The following is a 14,715-nucleotide window of genomic DNA, read 5'->3' on the forward strand; positions in this document are numbered from 1 at the left end:
TTTATCCACATAGTTTTGTAGGAAGCCTACAGCGGTGGTTTCATGCAGGTTAAAGAAGGAGGCTAGGGCGCAGTCATTTCGGACAGCCGGCCGAGGATGAGTCCCACCTGGAGGGTGAATGCGGAGCGGCCCTCCGTGGGCTGGTATCCGGTCAGCTCGGTGATCTTCCGTAGACGGTAGCGCACCGTGTTCGGGTGCACGAAGAGCAGGCGGGCCGTGGCCTCCAGGGACGTGCCCTGTTCGAGGTAGGTCGCGAGCGTGTCGAGCAGTGGCGTGCCCACCAGCGGAAGGTAGACGTTCTCGATCAGCTGGCCCCTGGCGTCGGCGTCGCCGTCGATCGCCCGCTCGGCCAGCAGGTCCTCGGCGTGGACCGGCCGGGGCGCGTCCGGCCACCCGGAGGCGGCCCGCAGGCCGGCGATCGCGGCCCGCGCCGAGCGCGCCGCCGCGTGCAGGTCGTTCACCTCGGGCCCGATCACGACCGGTCCCGGACCGAAGCGCGGCACCACGTGCCTGGCCGCGGTGGCGACGTTGTCCGCGCCGCCCACGATCACGATCAGCCGGTCGCCCTGGACCCCGGCCAGCATGTCCAGGCCGGATCTGCGCCCCCGGTCGCGCAGCCCGTCGATCACCGCCTGGGGGTCGTCGTCGGGTGTCTGCCCGGCCAGCACGACCACGGGGGAGGAGGTCCAGCCCAGCGCGGCGGCCCACGAGTGCAGGCCGTCGTCGACCTCGCCCCGCACCAGCGCGTCGACGATCAGCGCCTCCAGGCGCGCGTCCCAGGCGCCGCGCGCCTCGGCCTCCCGCGCGTAGACCTGGGCGGCGGCGAAGGCGACGTCACGGGTGTAGCGGAGCATCGCCTGCTGGAGCTGGTCCTCCCCGCCGGGCGCGGCCAGGTCCCCGGTCTGCGCCTCGACCACCTCGACCACGATCCGGACGATGTCCACGGTCTGCTGCAGGGAGATGGAGCGCTTGAGCTCGCGGGGAGCGGTGCCGAAGAACTCGATGCTGGGGGTCGGACGGCCCTCCCCGGCGTGCTGGAACCACTCCACGAACGCGGCGATCCCGGCCTGGGCCACCAGCCCGACCCACGACCTGTCCTCGGCGGACAGGGCGCGGAACCACATCAGCCGGTCGTCCATCCTCGCCATGGCGGCCGTGCCCAGCGTGCCCATGGCCCGCTCCAGCCTGCGCGTGGTGTCTTCCCGCACGCGGTCTTGGTCGGCCTCCTCCGCGCCGGGCTCGACCATGACGTCACCGTGTCTGCTGCCTCGCTCGCTCCGCTCCCTCACGTCACTAAGAGTGCCAGGTCGCACGAGATGCGCCAGCCGTCGGACCGCACAGCACGCGGGCCGCGATCCTGTGCGATCCGCGCACAGGCGGGGCGCCGGCCGACGGCGGGTCAGATGACGGCGACGGCGGTGATCAGGCCGATGACCAGGTGGGTGACCGCGAGAAGGCGGGCGCCGGGCTGCGGGTCGGGCTCGCTGACCAGCTCGCGGACCGAGATCCCGGCGACCTTGTCGAAGGCGACCATCGCCACCGTCTGCACGGCGATGCCCACCAGGCCGAAGACCGCGGTCGCCAGCAGCCCTTCGTGCAGGGCTCCGCCGGAGGACCAGATGGAGGCCGCGACGATCAGTCCCACCGCGGCCAGGCCGGAGCCGGTGAGCAGGGTGGCGTTGGGGTTGCGGTCGGTCTTGATCAGGTGGCTGAGCTTGCCGGGGATGGCCATGTCGATGACGTAGAAGCCGATGATCAGCAGGATCACGCCGAGCGCCGCGTAGGAGACGACGGCGAGCGCGCCGCGTCCGAGGGTCTCGGCGAGGGAGATGGTCTCGGCGCCGATCGGGGCGGGGAGCAGGCTGGGCTGGGGGGTGGGACTCATGTGGTTCTCCAGGGTTCAGAGTTCGATGCGGTGCGGGACGAAGGACGACGTGTCGTCGGTGATGAACCCTGAGGTCTCACGGATGCCGACCCCGGCCGCCTCGTCGTGTACGACCCAGGCGCCGAGCACGGGACGCCAGCCGTCGAAGACGGGCAGCGCCTGGAACTCCTGGTAGACGTGCCCTTCGGCGCCGTAGCCGCCGGAGGTCTCGACCCGGTCGCCGGGGGTGATGATCCGCATGCTCGCGCCCTCCCGGCCGAGCAGCGGTTTCGCGATGTAGGAGGGCATGTCCCGGGGGCCGTCGAGGTAGGCCGGCAGCAGGTTCGGATGCCCGGGATACAGCTCCCAGAGCACCGCGAGCAGCGCCTTGTTGGACAGCAGCATCTTCCACAGCGGCTCGATCCAGGTCATCGAGACCTGCTGGCGCACCGCCCGGTCGCCGAACGGGTCGGCCACCGCCCACTCCCACGGGTACAGCTTGCACAGCGAGCGGATCACCCGGCGCTCCATGTCCACGAACCGCAGGTTGAGGCTGTCCCAGCCGATGTCCTCCATGGCCACCGCGACCGTCTTCAGCCCGGCCTGGTCGGCGGTCTCCTGGAGGTAGGCGAGGGTCATCGCCTCCTCGCCGGTCTCGTCCATGTTGGTCCAGGCGAAGTGCGCCGGCCCGGTGGGCAGACCGGCCGCTATCTGCTGCCACCGGTCGATCAGCCGCTCGTGGATGGAGTTCCACTGGTCGTCGTCGGGGTAGCGGTCGCGCAGCCAGAACCACTGCACGACCGAGCTCTCCAGCAGGCTGGTCGGGGTGTCGGCGTTGTACTCCAGCAGCTTGGCGGGGCCGCTTCCGTCGTAGCGCAGGTCGAAGCGGCCGAACAGGTGGGGGTCGCTCCGCTCCCAGGAGCGGGCGATCTCCGGCGCCACCCATTCGGGGACGGCGAAGTCGGCGTAGCGGCCGTGCTCGATGACGTGCTCCACCGCGTGCAGGCACATCCGGTGCAGCTCCTCGACCTGGTTCTCCAGGTCGAGGACCTCGTCCATGGAGAAGACGTACTGCACGCCCTCGTCCCAGTAGGGGCGGGCGAGGCCGTCGGGGTGGGCCGAACGGTGGTAGGCCAGACCGTGGCCTTCGATGATGCTCTCCCAGCCGTCCCGGGGGAGCGAGGTTTCGCGTCGCATCTGCCCGGGCTCAGCTCCCGCTGCCCCAGCCGCCGCGGCCGCCGAAGCCGCCGCGCTGGATCACGGTGCCGTTACGGCTTGTGATCCTGACGTCCGAGGGGCGCACGGTGGTGCCCTGCAGGATCCGCGCCCCGGACCGCACACCTCCGTAGTACCAGCCGTAGGCGCCGCGGGAGCCGGAGTAGTGGACGTGGTCGTCGTCGCAGTAATCCTCGTCCACGACCGTGTAGGAGCCGTCCGGCTGGTAGCTGTTGAGATCCACGCAGTCGGCGCCGACCTCTTCGTAGTCGTCCTGGGCCGCGCAGTAGCCGATGAGGAGCAGCGAGACGACACCGATGCCGGTGAGCGTGATGACCTTGGTGGCCTTCGAGCCGGAGGAGGCGGGCTCGTGCGGAGGACGCTGTCCTGCTGCCAGTGGGTGTTTCGGTCCTGCGGCCATCGAACTCCAATGAGATGTGTCGGCACAGGCTATCGATGCTGTTTTGTCTGTTCAACTACGGCAAAGGGATTGCCTCTCATCTGGAGTGTCGGTATCGCCGCGTAACGTCGCAAGTGTGAACCGTACGGATCGGCTTTACGCCCTGGTCGAGGAGCTCCGCGCGATCTCGCCCCGTTCCCGGTCGGCGCGGGAGCTCGCCGCCGGGTTCGAGGTGAGCGTCCGCACCGTCGAGCGCGACATCTCCGCGCTCCAGCGGTCGGGGGTGCCGATATACGCCGAGCCGGGCAGGCGCGGCGGCTACGCCCTCGGCGAGAGCATGTCCCTGCCGCCGCTCGACCTCACCCCGGCCGAGGCGGCGGCGGTCGTCGCGGCGCTCGAGCGCGCGGGGGGCGACCCCTCGGCCCACCACGCCCGCAGCGCTCTGCGCAAGCTGGTCGCCGCGATGTCGCCCGCCGAGAGCGCCGAGGACGTCGAGAGCATCGAGAGCGCCGGGGACGTCGAGAGCACCGGGGCTGGGGACGTCGAGAGCGCCGAGGATGTCGAGAGCGCCGGGGCCGGGGGGCCGGCCGTCCGGGTGCACGCCGCCGTCGAGCCGGAGCCCTACCCCCGGGTCTCGCGCGTGATCGGGCAGGCACTGCTCCACCGCAGGGTGCTGCGGATCCGATACGAGGACCACAAGGGCCGGGTCACCACGCGTGAGGTGGAGCCGGCGATCTTCGTGGGCGGGCGCGGCGGCCACTGGTATCTCGTGGGCATGTGCCGCCTCCGGCAGGACGCGAGGGTCTTCCGTCTCGACCGCATCGGCTGGGCGGAGGAGACCGACGAGTCCTCGCCCGAGCATCCGCCGGAGCGCTTCGCCCCGCAGCTCCCCCAGGTGATCACGGGCACTCCGGAAACCGGCTGAGCCCGCCCGCGCGGCCGCGCGCTCAGCCCCGGCGGGAGGGGGCCGGCCGGTCGCCGAGGGCGAGGAGCACCTCGCGCAGCAGGTCGGCCAGTGCCCGGGCGGTCTCCTGCGGGACGCCGGCGAGCAGCTCCCCGTGGGCCTCGGTCGTGGCCAGGGCGAGCTCCTCGGCCCGCCGGGCGCCCGCGGGCGTCAGGCGGACCCAGGAGCTGCGGCCGTCGGCGGGGTCGGGCTCGCGCTCGACGAGTCCGGCGGTGGTGAGCCGCTGCAGGATGTTGCTCGTGCCGCCCGTCGTGAGCGAGGAGCGGGAGGCCAGCCGGCTGGGCTTGAGGCGGTAGGGGGCTCCGGCCCGGCGCAGTGTCGCCAGGACGTCGAACTCGGCGTAGGTCAGGCCGTACTCGCCGAGCACGGCCTGGGTGGTCTCCTCGACGAGGGCCTTCAGCCGGCCGGTGCGCTTGATGATCTCCAGCTGGACGGTGGCGGCCTCGGGGAGCTCGGCCCGCCACCCCTCCATCATCTCGTCGACGTGGTCGCGCCGCGTGGTGTCTCGCCGTCCCATGGGATTGAGGATATCCCTCGCCCCTGATAGCTTTCAGAAAAGCTTTATTGATTGCTTTTCTGAAAGAGGATCTCCCGTGCGCATGCTCATCACCGACGGAACCGTGATCGACACCGATCCGGAACCACATGTCCTGCCGGGGGCGGACGTGCTCATCGAGGACGGCGTGATCGCCGCGGTGGGCCCCGGGCTCGGCGCCGCGCTCGACGGCGTCGAGGTCGTCGACGCGGCCGGCCGGATCGTGCTGCCCGGCTTCGTGGACACCCACCGCCACCTGTGGCAGAGCGTGCTCCGCTCCATCGCGGCCGACACGACGCTGGGCGACTACCTCAGCCTCGTCCTGGGCCGGCTCGCCCCCGCCTTCCAGGCCGAGGACGTCTACGCCGCCAACCTGTGGGGCGCGCTGGAGGCGCTCAACGCCGGTGTCACCACGCTCTACGACTGGTCGCACATCCAGCTCACCCCGGCGCACACCGACGCCGCGATCGACGCCCTGCGCGATTCGGGGATCCGCGCCGTCTTCGCCTACGCGCATCCGGGCAGCGACGACGCCGCACGCCGTGAGGGAGAGGTACGCAGGGTCGCATCGCTGGGCCTGTCCGGCCTGGTGACCCCGGCTCTGGCGGCGTGGGGACCGGTCTACGGCTCGGTCGGCGCGGCCGAGGCCGACTGGCGGCTGGCCCGTGAGCTCGGGTTCCCGATCAGCCTGCACGCGACCGGGACCGGGGCGGTCGAGCGGCTGCACCGGAGCGGGCTGCTCGGGCCCGACGTGATGTTCGTGCACGGCAACGGCTTCACCGACGAGGCCATGAGGCTCATCGCCGGCAGCGGCGGCACCGCCTCGGTCGCCCCCGTCGTGGAGTCGCAGATGGGGCACGGGCACCCGGAGACCGGCAGGTTCCGCGAGTTCGGGATCCCGACGGGGCTCGGCGTCGACACCGTCACCGACGCGCCGGGTGACCTGTTCGCCGTCATGCGCGCCGCCTTCGCCGCCGAGCGGGTCCAGGGCGGATCGCTGACCACGGGCGAGGTGCTGCGGATGGCGACGGTCGAGGGGGCGCGGGTCCTCGGCCTGGAGGACCGGATCGGGTCGCTGCGGCCGGGCAAGCAGGCGGACCTCGTCCTGCTCCGCGCCGACGCCCTCAACCTCGCGCCGGTGCACGACCCGATCGGCGCGGTGGTGACCTGCGCCGACACGAGCAACGTGGACACCGTGATCGTCGCCGGCCGGATCGTGAAGCGGGCGGGCCGGCTCGTCCACGCGGACGTGCGCCGGGCCCTCGACCTCGCCTCCCGCTCGGCCGCGCGGATCGGCGCGGCTGCCGGGGCCCCGGCGGCGGCCCGGCGCTGACGCCGGCCGGCGGTCACCGGCCGGCGCCCTGGCCGGACCCCGCTCCCGTTCCCGCTCCGGGTCCCGCTCCTGGTTCCGGCCCTGGTTCCGCTCCGGGGCCCAGCTCCGCTCCGGGTCCTGGTCCCGCTCCTGGTCTCGGTTCCGCTCCCGCTCCTGGTTCCGGTCCGGATCCTGGTCCTGGTCCTGGTCCTGGTCCTGGTACGGGCGCGGATGCGTCGGCGGTGGCGGTGGCGGCGGCGCGGTCTTCGGCCGGCAGCCAGTGCCGGCCGGGCTCGTAGTGCAGCCACCCCTCCCGCCGGGCCGTCGCGTCGGCGGTGTCCAGCATCCGGCTGAGGAGCGGATGGCGGTTGTCGCGCCGCCAGACCAGCGACCAGGGATAGAGCGGGGTGGGACCGGCCAGCGGGACCAGCGCCGTGGCCGGGAGCCGGGCGGTCTGGACGTCGGCGTCGATCAGCCAAACGCGGTCGGGGTGCGCGTGGATCTGCGCCACCACCTGGTCGAGGGTGGCGACCGCCGGTCCGATGGTCAGGGGGATGCCGAAGTGGTCGCCGAGCGCGCGCAGATAGCCGTCCAGCTCGGTGGCGCCCGCGAGGGCGGGCGTCCAGATCCCGTGGGGGCGCAGGTCGGCCGGGCGCAGCGTGGGCCGCGCCGCCAGCGGGTGGCGCCGCGACATCAGCGCGTGGAGGGGCTCCAGCCGCAGCAGCCGGTGGGCCAGGCCGTCGGGCCAGGGGTGGGGCAGGCCGTGCACCCGCCCGAAGGCCACGTCGATCTCGGCGCGCCGCAGTGCCGACAGGGCGGTGCCCAGGCTGTGCCGGGTGCTCAGCTCCAGCGGCAGGTCGCCCAGATCCACGATCAGCTGGCGGAGCAGCGAGGAGGCGGCGATCGGGCGGAAGGTGTCGAGCCGCAGCGGCTGCTGATCGAGCTGCGCCGCGGCCACGATCTCGTCGGCGACGGCCAGGGCCTGCCGCGACAGGGGCAGCAGCCGCCGTCCGAGATCGGTCAGCTCGACGACGTGATGGCCGCGCACGAACAGCGGCCCGCCCAGCGTCGCCTCCAGACGCCGGATGCGGTGGGACAGGGCCTGCTGGGTGAGGAACAGCCGGCCCGCGGCCCGGCCGAAGTGCAGCTCCTCGGAGGTCGTGACGAAGGCCTGGAGCTGGCGCAGGTCGAGATCCATCCCCAACAAGCTGCAGTGACAAGAACTGCTTGTCAAGGAGGCGAGTTGTTGTTGGACGCCCTGGGACACCAGGCGGTTGAGTGGATCACATGGATGAGGACCTCCGGTCCCGCGGACCGGCTCAAGACCTGGACGGCGCGGCAGACCCGGACGGCACGGCGGCCGCGCCGGATCCACGTCGCTGGCGCGCGCTGGCGGTGCTGGCCCTGGTGCAGTTCATGTTCACCGTGGACAGCTCGATCGTGAACATCGCGCTGCCCTCGGTGCAGCGGGATCTGGGGGCGTCGACGGAGGGCCTGGCCTGGGTGGTCAACGCCTACGTCGTGACCGCGGGCGGGCTGCTGCTGCTCGGCGGGCGGCTGGCCGACCTGTGGGGACGGCGCCGCGTGTTCCTCGCCGGCACCGCGGTGTTCGCGCTGGCGTCGCTGGCCAGCGGTGTCGCGGGGAGCACCGGCATGCTGGTGGCCGGCCGGTTCGGGCAGGGGCTCGGGGAGGCGCTGGCGGCGCCGGCCGCCCTGTCGATGATCGTGCTGATGTTCCCCGACGGCCGCGAGCGGGCCCGTGCCCTGGCGATCTGGGGAGGGCTGAGCGGGCTGGGCGCCACGGCCGGGGTGCTGCTGTCGGGGGCGCTGACGGAGCTGGCCGGCTGGCGCTGGGTCTTCTTCGTCAACCTGCCGGTCGCCGCGGTCGCGCTGCTGCTCGCCCCCCGGCTGGTGGACGCGCGGCCCGGCGCCGGCGGGCGCAGGGTGGACTGGGCGGGCGCGGTGCTCGTCACCGGCGGCCTGATCGCGCTCATCTCCGGCCTGCTCGCGGCCGGCCGCAACGGCTGGGGCGCCCCGGTCGTGCTGCTGCCCCTGGGCGCCGGGCTGGCCGCGCTGGCCGCCTCCGCCGTGGTGGAGACGAGGAGCGCCGCGCCGCTGGTGCCGCCGCGTTTCCTGGCCAGCCGCGTCCGCCTGTCGGCGAACCTGGCGACGATCACGCTGACCAGCGGCATGGCGGCGACCATGTTCCTGCTCACCCTCTACATGCAGAACGTCCTCGGCTACCAGCCGCTGGCCACGGGGCTGGCCTACCTGCCCTTCTGTGTGGCCTTCCTCGCCGGCCTGGCGGCCTCGACTGCGCTCACCGCCAAGCTGGGCACCACGGGCACCATCGGCGCCGGCCTCGTCCTCAGCGCCGCCGGGATGTTGTACGTGGCCGTGCGCATGTCGGTCACCAGCGGCTACGCCGCCGACGTGCTGCCCGCCATGGTGATGATCGCCGCGGGGCTGGGGACCGCCTTCCCCGCGCTGCAGAACGCGGCCCTGCACGGGGTGACCGACGACGACGCGGGGCTCGGCTCGGGGGTGCAGACGACCATGCAGCAGTTGGGCAGCGCCCTCGGCCTGGCCGTCTTCACCGCGGTCGCGATAGGCCGCACCGGCACGGCGCTGGAGGCCGGGCAGTCCTCCCCGGCGGCCGCCGTCAGCGGCTACCAGTGGGCCTTCTACGCCGCGGCGGGCGTGCTGCTCCTGGCCGCCCTGCTGGTGTCGGTGACCGTGCGGCCCGCTCGGGACGCCGGCGCGCGGACGCGGGCCGCGGAGCCCTCCTGACGTCCCCGCCGGCCGTACGGTGCGCTCATCCCCGGCGCCGGCCGTACGGTGCGCTCATCCCCGGCGCCGGCCGTACGGTGCGCTCATCCCCGGCGCCGGCCGTACGGTGCGCTCATCCCCGGCGCCGGCCGTACGGTGCGCTCATCCCGGCGCCAGCCGTACGGTGACGGTCAGGCCGCCGCCCGGACGCGGCACGGCCTCCACCGAGCCGCGGTGGGCCCGGGCGACCGCCCGGACGATCGACAGGCCGAGACCCGCGCCGGCGGTCGAGCCGGTCCGGTCGCGGTCGAGGCGGCGGAACGGTTCGAAGAGCTCCTCGATCCGGTCGGCGGGGACGACGCGGCCGGTGTTCTCCACGGTGACGACGCTCCCTCGCCGGTCCCGGCCGGTGCGGACGGTGACCAGGGCGCGCCCGTCGTTGTACTTCACCGCGTTGTCGAGCAGGTTGCCGATCATCTGTCCCAGCAGCACCGGATCACCGGTCGCCGGGGCCGGGCTCAGGTCCGCCGTGGCCTCCGGCACGGAGGCCAGCGCGCTCCCGGCGAGTTCGGCCAGGTCCACCGGGCGGCGCTCGGTCAGCTCCCGCTCGCTCTGGGCCAGCAGGAGCAGCCCCTCGATGAGCCGTTCCTGGCGGGCGCCGGCGGCCAGCAGCTCGGCGCCGACGGCCCTGATCTCCGCGGGAAGGCCGGGATCGGTCATGGAGACCTGCACCAGCGCCCGGTTGATGGCCAGCGGGGTGCGCAGCTCGTGGGAGGCGTTGGCGACGAAGCGGCGCTGGCTGTCGAAGGCGTGGTCGAGGCGTTCCAGCATGGAGTCGAAGGTGTCGGCCAGGTCGCGGAGCTCGTCGCGGGGGCCGTCCAGGGCGATCCGCTCGTGCAGGGTGCTCTCCGACAGGCGGCGGGCCGCCTCGGTCATCGTGTGCAGCGGGGCCAGCGCCCGGCGGGCCACGATCCACCCGACGGCCAGCCCCGTCACCCCGACGATCACGGTGGCCAGCAGCGACCACTGGACCATCGAGGCCATCACGCTGTCGCGGTACTGGCCCTTGGCGTCGGTGAAGGTCCGCAGGAGGTCGCCGTCCCGGGGGAGCGGTACGGCGACGGCCTCCCGGGGCGTCACCCTGACGGGCTGGTGGAGCATCTGCCGTACGACGAAGTAGTTGGCCAGCACGAGCACGAGGCCCGCGGCGGAGAACAGGCTGCCGTAGACCAGGGTCAGGCGGAGCCGTACCGAGATCCGCCGCGAGCTCACAGCCGGTATCCCAGGCCGGTCACCGTCTCCACCACCGGCGGGTCGCCGAGCTTCCTGCGCAGGGTCATCACCGTGACCCGCACCGAGTTGGTGAAGTAGTTGATGTTCTCGTCCCAGGCCTTCTCCAGCAGGTCCTCGGCGCTGACCACGGTGCCCTCGGCGCGCATCAGGATCTCCAGCACCGCGAACTCCTTGGGGCTCAGCGCCACGTACCGGCCGTCGCGGAAGACCTCGTGACGGCCCGGGTCGAGGGTGATGCCCGACCGGTTGAGCACCGGCGGCACCATCTGGGGGGTCCGGCGGGCCAGCGCGCGCAGCCGGGCCACCAGCTCGGGGAAGTCGAAGGGCTTGGGCAGGTAGTCGTCGGCGCCGATCGACAGGCCCTCCACCTTCGACCCGAGGTCCCCGGCGGCGGTCAGCATGATGATCCTGGCCGGGATCCGGGCGGAGACCAGGCGGCGGCAGACCTCGTCGCCGTGGAGCACGGGCAGGTCCCGGTCCAGCACGATCACGTCGTAGTCGTTGACGGCGGCCCGTTCCAGCGCCGCGTCCCCGTCGTGGACCACGTCCACGGCCATGGTCTCCCGGCGCAGACCGGTCGCCACGACGTCGGCGAGCACCCGCTCGTCCTCCACGATGAGCACTCGCATGATCGCAATCCTGCCCGTCCAGGGGTAAACATCGGATAAGCACCATCCCTCAGGGCGTGGTGAGGGCGAGGGTGGGGGACATGCGGGCCGCCCGCATCGCGGGATAGATCCCGGCGACCGTCCCCACCAGCAGGGGCGCCGCCAGGCCACCGGCCATGGCCCAGAGCGGGACCACGGCGGGCAGGTCCCGCACGGCGGCGTACCCGACGGTGACCAGCGCCCCCAGCGCCACCCCCGCGGCGCCGCCCATGCCCGACAGGAGCAGCGACTCGGTGAGGAACTGGCCGCGCACCTGGCCCCGGGTGGCGCCGAGCGAGCGGCGCAGGCCGATCTCCCCGCGGCGTTCCAGCACCGAGATGACCATGGTGTTGGCCACGCCGACCCCGCCGACCAGCAGCGCCATCGCGCCGACGCCGAGCAGCAGGTCCGTGAACGCCCCCGCGGCCGCGGCCTTCGCGACGAGCCCGTCGGAGGGCCTGCTGACCTCGACCTCCTCGGGGTGCTCCGGGTTCACGGTCCTGGGCAGCACCTGGCGCACCTCGCCCACCGCGGCGTCGGAGGAGCGGATGTAGAGCGTGGTGGGGTGGCCGTCGAAGTCCAGGTATCGCCCGGCGGCCTCGGACCCGACGAGCACCGACCGGTCGATCTCCGGTGCCAGCGGGGAGGCGGCCAGCACGCCGGTGACCGTCCACCACCGCCCGCCGATCCACACCTGGTCCCCCACCTCCCGCACGCCGAGCCGCTGGGCCGCCACCGACCCCAGGACCACCGCGCGCTGCGCCCCGGTCGCCCGGTTGAGCCAGACGCCCCGCTCGACGCGGGTCTGGAGCGTGGTGAGCAGGCCGGGCGAGGCCGCCCGGACCCCGAGCCCCCCGGTCTGCTCCCGCGGCACCATGTCGGTCCGCCAGACGTGCTCGCCGGTGTCACCGGTGGCGGCGGCGCCGGTCACCGGCCCGATCCGGGCGGCCATGGCGACCGCCTCCTCCGGCAGCTCGGCACTGCCCCCGAGCACGGTCCGCCCGGCGGTGACGGTGAGCAGGTCGGTGCCGAGCCGGTCGAGCTCGTCGAGCAGTTGGGCCTTGCTGGAGGAGGAGATCCCGACGACCGCCACCATGGTCGCGATGCCGATCGCGATGCCCAGCGCCGACAGCAGCACCCGGCCCGGCCGGGTCCTCAGCCCGGAGCCGCCCACCCGCAGCAGGTCCGCCCAGCCGAGCCGGCCGGGGACCAGATCCGGTGCGGTGCGCGCCGGGCCGGGCCGCTCATGTCCAAGCGTGGCGTCGTGCCGTCCGTACTCGGGTGCGGCGTCGCTCCGTCCGTACTCGGGTACGGCGTGCGCCGGGCCGGGCCGCTCCCGCCCGGGGGCGTCCGGGCCGGGTCGTCTGTCCTCCGGTACGTGCCGTGTCCGGTTCATGCCGTGCCCCCCGGGTGCGCCCCGCCGCCGGTCTTCCCGCCCGCGTCGATGTCGGTCCTCTCGTCGGTGACGATCAGGCCGTCGCGCAGCCTGACCCGGCGCGGGGCGGCCGCGGCCACCTCGTCGTCGTGGGTGATGATCGCCACGGTGGTGCCGGAGGCGTTGAGCTCGCGCAGGATCGTCAGCACGGCGTGGCCGGAGGCGGTGTCGAGGTTGCCGGTCGGCTCGTCGGCCAGCAGCAGCGACGGCTCGCCGGCCACGGCCCTGGCCACCGCGACCCGCTGGCGCTCCCCGCCGGACAGCTCGCCGGGCCGGTGCCCCAGCCGGTGGCCGAGGCCGACCCGCCTGAGCGCCTCGGCGGCCCGTTCCCGCCGCTCCCGGCGTGGGGCTCCGCCGTACAGCATGCCGTCGGCGACGTTGTCGAGCGCGGCGACCCCGGCGGCCAGATGGAACTGCTGGAAGACGAACCCGATGCGCCGGGCGCGCAGCGCCGACAGCTGCCGGTCCGACAGCGCCCCCACGTCGTGCCCGGCGATGCGGACGGTCCCGGCGGAGGGGCGGTCGAGGGTGCCGATCAGGTGCAGCATGGTCGACTTCCCCGACCCGGAGGGGCCGACGATCGCCACGAGTTCGCCGGGGAGGACACTCAGGTCCACGCCGCGCAGCGCGCGCACCCCGCCGGGATAGATCTTCTCCGCCCCCGACAGCTCGATCACCGGGGCGGGCGGGCCGGTGGTGCCCGCGGGGTCGGAGGTGGGGTCGGGCCGGTGGCTCATGACTGCGGCACCTCGACCTTCATGCCCTCGGCGAGACCGGCGCCGGACACCTCGACGCGGCCGGAGGCGTACAGGCCGGTCTCGACCGCGACGGTGCGGTGATCGGCCAGGCGCAGGCCGTAGCCGCCCTCGCGGAGGGCCAGCAGCGCCTCGACCGGGACGGAGAGCACGTCCCGGCGGTGCTCGCCGCGGAGGTTCACCGTGACGGGGGCCTGGTCGAGGCGGCCGAGCTTCCGGGGGTCGGCCAGGGTGACCTCAAGGTCGATCGTGGAGGCGCCGGTCGGCCGGCCGCCGTCCATCTCGGGCTCGGCGACCGTGCCGACCGAGGTGATCCGGCCCCTGGCCGGGCCGCCGCCGGGCAGCTCCACCGTCACCGGGGCGCCGATCCTGGCGAGCTGCTGGTCGGCCGAGTCGAGGTCGATGTGGACGATCCGGCGGGTGCTGGTCGTGGTCACCACCGACCGGCCCGCGGCGGTCCCGGGCTCCGCGGTGACCTCGGCGATCCGCAGCCTCCCGGAGGCGACCACGACCTGGGCCGCGTCGACCGACCCGGTCTCCGCCAGGCCCGCGGCGTCCTGCCACCGCCGTACGGCCCGCGCGGTCAGCCAGGAGAAGTCGCCGTCCACCGTGCCGGGGTCGTGGCCGAGGGCCTTGAGGTTGCGCTCCAGCTGCTCGACGTCCTTGCCGCTGGAACCGGAGGACAGCGTGCGGTACATCGGGATGTCGCCGTACATCAGGATCACCGGCCTGCCGTCCACCCGGTAGAGCCAGCCGCCGCGCCCCACCGTGGACCCCTGCTCCCTGACCCTGGTGACCGTGCCGTCCGCGTGGTTGGGCAGCCTGCGGCGGCCCGAGTAGCCGAGCGTGCCGTCGACGGCCTCGGCGTCGGCCAGGTCGGAGCGGGTGATCTCGGCGGTCGCCACGGGGGCGGCGGAGGCCGCGGCGGGGGCGTCCTGCCGGCCGGTCAGCGTGAGCGCCGCCACGCCGCCGCCGGCGAGCAGGACGGCCCCGGCGGCCCCGGCGATGACCCTGCCGTGTCTCAAGGCCGCTTCCCCGATCCGGGCAGGTGCTCGCGGCAGATCTCCATCGCCTTCTCGGTCTCAGGAGAGTTGAGATTCATCCTATTTCCGGCTAAACGAACCCTTCCATCGGAAAAGTCGGGATCCTTCATGTCGATGCCGTTCTCCCGCATGCAGCGGGCGTACTTCAGCAAGGCGTTCTGGACCGCGGGGTCGGCCGCCGCCCTCTTCTTCTGACCGGCTGGACCGTATTTCTCGCAGGCCTTGGACGCCCTGTCCAGACTGTCCTTGTCGACCTCCCCGCGGAGCGTCACGGCGTCGCTGCCCGGCTCCGGGTCGGGCATGTCGACGCCGTTCTCCCGCATGCACCGGGCGAACCTCAGCCCGTCCGGCTGGGCCGGTGCCGCCGGGGCGGCCGAGGACGTGGCGCCTCCCGCGGAGGCGATCCCGGTCTCAGGGCTCTGCCCGCACCCGCTCACCGCGGCGGCCGAGACGATCGCCGCTACCACCAGAACTGTTCTCATC

15 protein-coding genes are annotated in these 14,715 nt (G+C 73.5%); 3 read left to right on the forward strand and 12 right to left on the reverse strand.

What is annotated here, in order from left to right:
* Positions 1-62: 62 nt before the first annotated feature.
* The 4 genes from J2S55_RS28060 to J2S55_RS28075 all read right to left on the reverse strand — a co-directional run bounded on the left by J2S55_RS28060 (position 63) and on the right by J2S55_RS28075 (position 3,500).
* Entirely contained in the window at positions 63-1,247 is a 1,185-nt protein-coding gene (locus J2S55_RS28060; protein ID WP_306875594.1) for a PucR family transcriptional regulator, read from the reverse strand.
* A 152-nt stretch (positions 1,248-1,399) separates the two neighbouring features.
* Positions 1,400-1,885: a DUF350 domain-containing protein gene (locus J2S55_RS28065; protein WP_306866970.1), complete on the reverse strand. Its 486-nt coding sequence runs from the start codon at positions 1,883-1,885 to the stop codon at positions 1,400-1,402.
* Between the two features lie 15 nt (positions 1,886-1,900).
* Entirely contained in the window at positions 1,901-3,061 is a 1,161-nt protein-coding gene (locus J2S55_RS28070; RefSeq protein ID WP_306866973.1) for a glutathionylspermidine synthase family protein, read from the reverse strand.
* A gap of 10 nt (positions 3,062-3,071) precedes the next feature.
* Complete coding sequence (locus J2S55_RS28075) at positions 3,072-3,500, reverse strand: hypothetical protein (protein ID WP_306866976.1); 429 nt, start codon at positions 3,498-3,500, stop codon at positions 3,072-3,074.
* A gap of 115 nt (positions 3,501-3,615) precedes the next feature.
* Between J2S55_RS28075 and J2S55_RS28080 the strand changes: the two genes are divergently transcribed.
* Complete coding sequence (locus J2S55_RS28080) at positions 3,616-4,404, forward strand: helix-turn-helix transcriptional regulator (protein ID WP_306866979.1); 789 nt, start codon at positions 3,616-3,618, stop codon at positions 4,402-4,404.
* A 22-nt stretch (positions 4,405-4,426) separates the two neighbouring features.
* On the opposite strand, the gene J2S55_RS28085 is transcribed toward J2S55_RS28080, so the two are convergent.
* A complete protein-coding gene (locus tag J2S55_RS28085; protein ID WP_306866982.1) occupies positions 4,427-4,960 on the reverse strand; it encodes a MarR family winged helix-turn-helix transcriptional regulator in 534 nt (177 codons plus the stop codon).
* Between the two features lie 82 nt (positions 4,961-5,042).
* On the opposite strand from J2S55_RS28085, the gene J2S55_RS28090 reads away from it, so the two are divergent.
* Positions 5,043-6,311, forward strand: coding sequence for an amidohydrolase family protein (locus tag J2S55_RS28090; protein WP_306875597.1), 1,269 nt, complete (start codon positions 5,043-5,045; stop codon positions 6,309-6,311).
* A gap of 13 nt (positions 6,312-6,324) precedes the next feature.
* Here the strand turns inward: J2S55_RS28090 and J2S55_RS28095 are convergent, their stop codons facing one another.
* Entirely contained in the window at positions 6,325-7,488 is a 1,164-nt protein-coding gene (locus J2S55_RS28095; protein WP_306866985.1) for a LysR family transcriptional regulator, read from the reverse strand.
* Between the two features lie 89 nt (positions 7,489-7,577).
* On the opposite strand from J2S55_RS28095, the gene J2S55_RS28100 reads away from it, so the two are divergent.
* On the forward strand, positions 7,578-9,080 hold the full coding sequence (locus J2S55_RS28100; RefSeq protein ID WP_306866988.1) for an MFS transporter: 1,503 nt from the start codon (positions 7,578-7,580) through the stop codon (positions 9,078-9,080).
* Positions 9,081-9,221: 141 nt separating this feature from the next.
* Here the strand turns inward: J2S55_RS28100 and J2S55_RS28105 are convergent, their stop codons facing one another.
* Genes J2S55_RS28105 through J2S55_RS28130 form a run of 6 tightly spaced genes read right to left on the reverse strand, consistent with a single transcriptional unit; the run spans position 9,222 to position 14,714 of the window.
* Complete coding sequence (locus J2S55_RS28105) at positions 9,222-10,331, reverse strand: sensor histidine kinase (RefSeq protein WP_306866991.1); 1,110 nt, start codon at positions 10,329-10,331, stop codon at positions 9,222-9,224.
* On the reverse strand, positions 10,328-10,981 hold the full coding sequence (locus J2S55_RS28110) for a response regulator transcription factor (protein WP_306866993.1): 654 nt from the start codon (positions 10,979-10,981) through the stop codon (positions 10,328-10,330). Before J2S55_RS28110 ends, J2S55_RS28105 begins: the two co-directional genes overlap by 4 nt.
* Before the next feature lie 49 nt (positions 10,982-11,030).
* Positions 11,031-12,395: an ABC transporter permease gene (locus J2S55_RS28115; protein ID WP_306866996.1), complete on the reverse strand. Its 1,365-nt coding sequence runs from the start codon at positions 12,393-12,395 to the stop codon at positions 11,031-11,033.
* Complete coding sequence (locus tag J2S55_RS28120) at positions 12,392-13,171, reverse strand: ABC transporter ATP-binding protein (RefSeq protein ID WP_306866998.1); 780 nt, start codon at positions 13,169-13,171, stop codon at positions 12,392-12,394. The genes J2S55_RS28115 and J2S55_RS28120 overlap by 4 nt, the downstream gene beginning before the upstream one ends.
* Positions 13,168-14,214 carry a peptidoglycan-binding protein gene (locus J2S55_RS28125; RefSeq protein ID WP_306867000.1) on the reverse strand — a complete coding sequence of 349 codons (1,047 nt, stop codon included), beginning with the start codon at positions 14,212-14,214 and terminating at the stop codon, positions 13,168-13,170. The genes J2S55_RS28120 and J2S55_RS28125 overlap by 4 nt, the downstream gene beginning before the upstream one ends.
* Positions 14,211-14,714: a hypothetical protein gene (locus J2S55_RS28130; RefSeq protein ID WP_306867003.1), complete on the reverse strand. Its 504-nt coding sequence runs from the start codon at positions 14,712-14,714 to the stop codon at positions 14,211-14,213. The genes J2S55_RS28125 and J2S55_RS28130 overlap by 4 nt, the downstream gene beginning before the upstream one ends.
* Position 14,715: the final 1 nt, after the last annotated feature.

It is taken from the genome of Streptosporangium brasiliense (assembly GCF_030811595.1).
GTDB lineage: Bacteria > Actinomycetota > Actinomycetes > Streptosporangiales > Streptosporangiaceae > Streptosporangium > Streptosporangium brasiliense.

Bases quoted from the DNA above. Each gene is read 5' to 3' on its own strand.
- J2S55_RS28060 (WP_306875594.1), bottom strand. From the start codon at position 1,247: ATGGTCGAGCCCGGCGCGGAGGAGGCCGACCAAGACCGCGTGCGGGAA.
- J2S55_RS28065 (WP_306866970.1), bottom strand. From the start codon at position 1,885: ATGAGTCCCACCCCCCAGCCCAGCCTGCTCCCCGCCCCGATCGGCGCC.
- J2S55_RS28070 (WP_306866973.1), bottom strand. From the start codon at position 3,061: ATGCGACGCGAAACCTCGCTCCCCCGGGACGGCTGGGAGAGCATCATC.
- J2S55_RS28075 (WP_306866976.1), bottom strand. From the start codon at position 3,500: ATGGCCGCAGGACCGAAACACCCACTGGCAGCAGGACAGCGTCCTCCG.
- J2S55_RS28085 (WP_306866982.1), bottom strand. From the start codon at position 4,960: ATGGGACGGCGAGACACCACGCGGCGCGACCACGTCGACGAGATGATG.
- J2S55_RS28090 (WP_306875597.1), top strand. From the start codon at position 5,043: ATGCTCATCACCGACGGAACCGTGATCGACACCGATCCGGAACCACAT.
- J2S55_RS28095 (WP_306866985.1), bottom strand. From the start codon at position 7,488: ATGGATCTCGACCTGCGCCAGCTCCAGGCCTTCGTCACGACCTCCGAG.
- J2S55_RS28100 (WP_306866988.1), top strand. From the start codon at position 7,578: ATGGATGAGGACCTCCGGTCCCGCGGACCGGCTCAAGACCTGGACGGC.
- J2S55_RS28110 (WP_306866993.1), bottom strand. From the start codon at position 10,981: ATGCGAGTGCTCATCGTGGAGGACGAGCGGGTGCTCGCCGACGTCGTG.
- J2S55_RS28115 (WP_306866996.1), bottom strand. From the start codon at position 12,395: ATGAACCGGACACGGCACGTACCGGAGGACAGACGACCCGGCCCGGAC.
- J2S55_RS28120 (WP_306866998.1), bottom strand. From the start codon at position 13,171: ATGAGCCACCGGCCCGACCCCACCTCCGACCCCGCGGGCACCACCGGC.
- J2S55_RS28130 (WP_306867003.1), bottom strand. From the start codon at position 14,714: ATGAGAACAGTTCTGGTGGTAGCGGCGATCGTCTCGGCCGCCGCGGTG.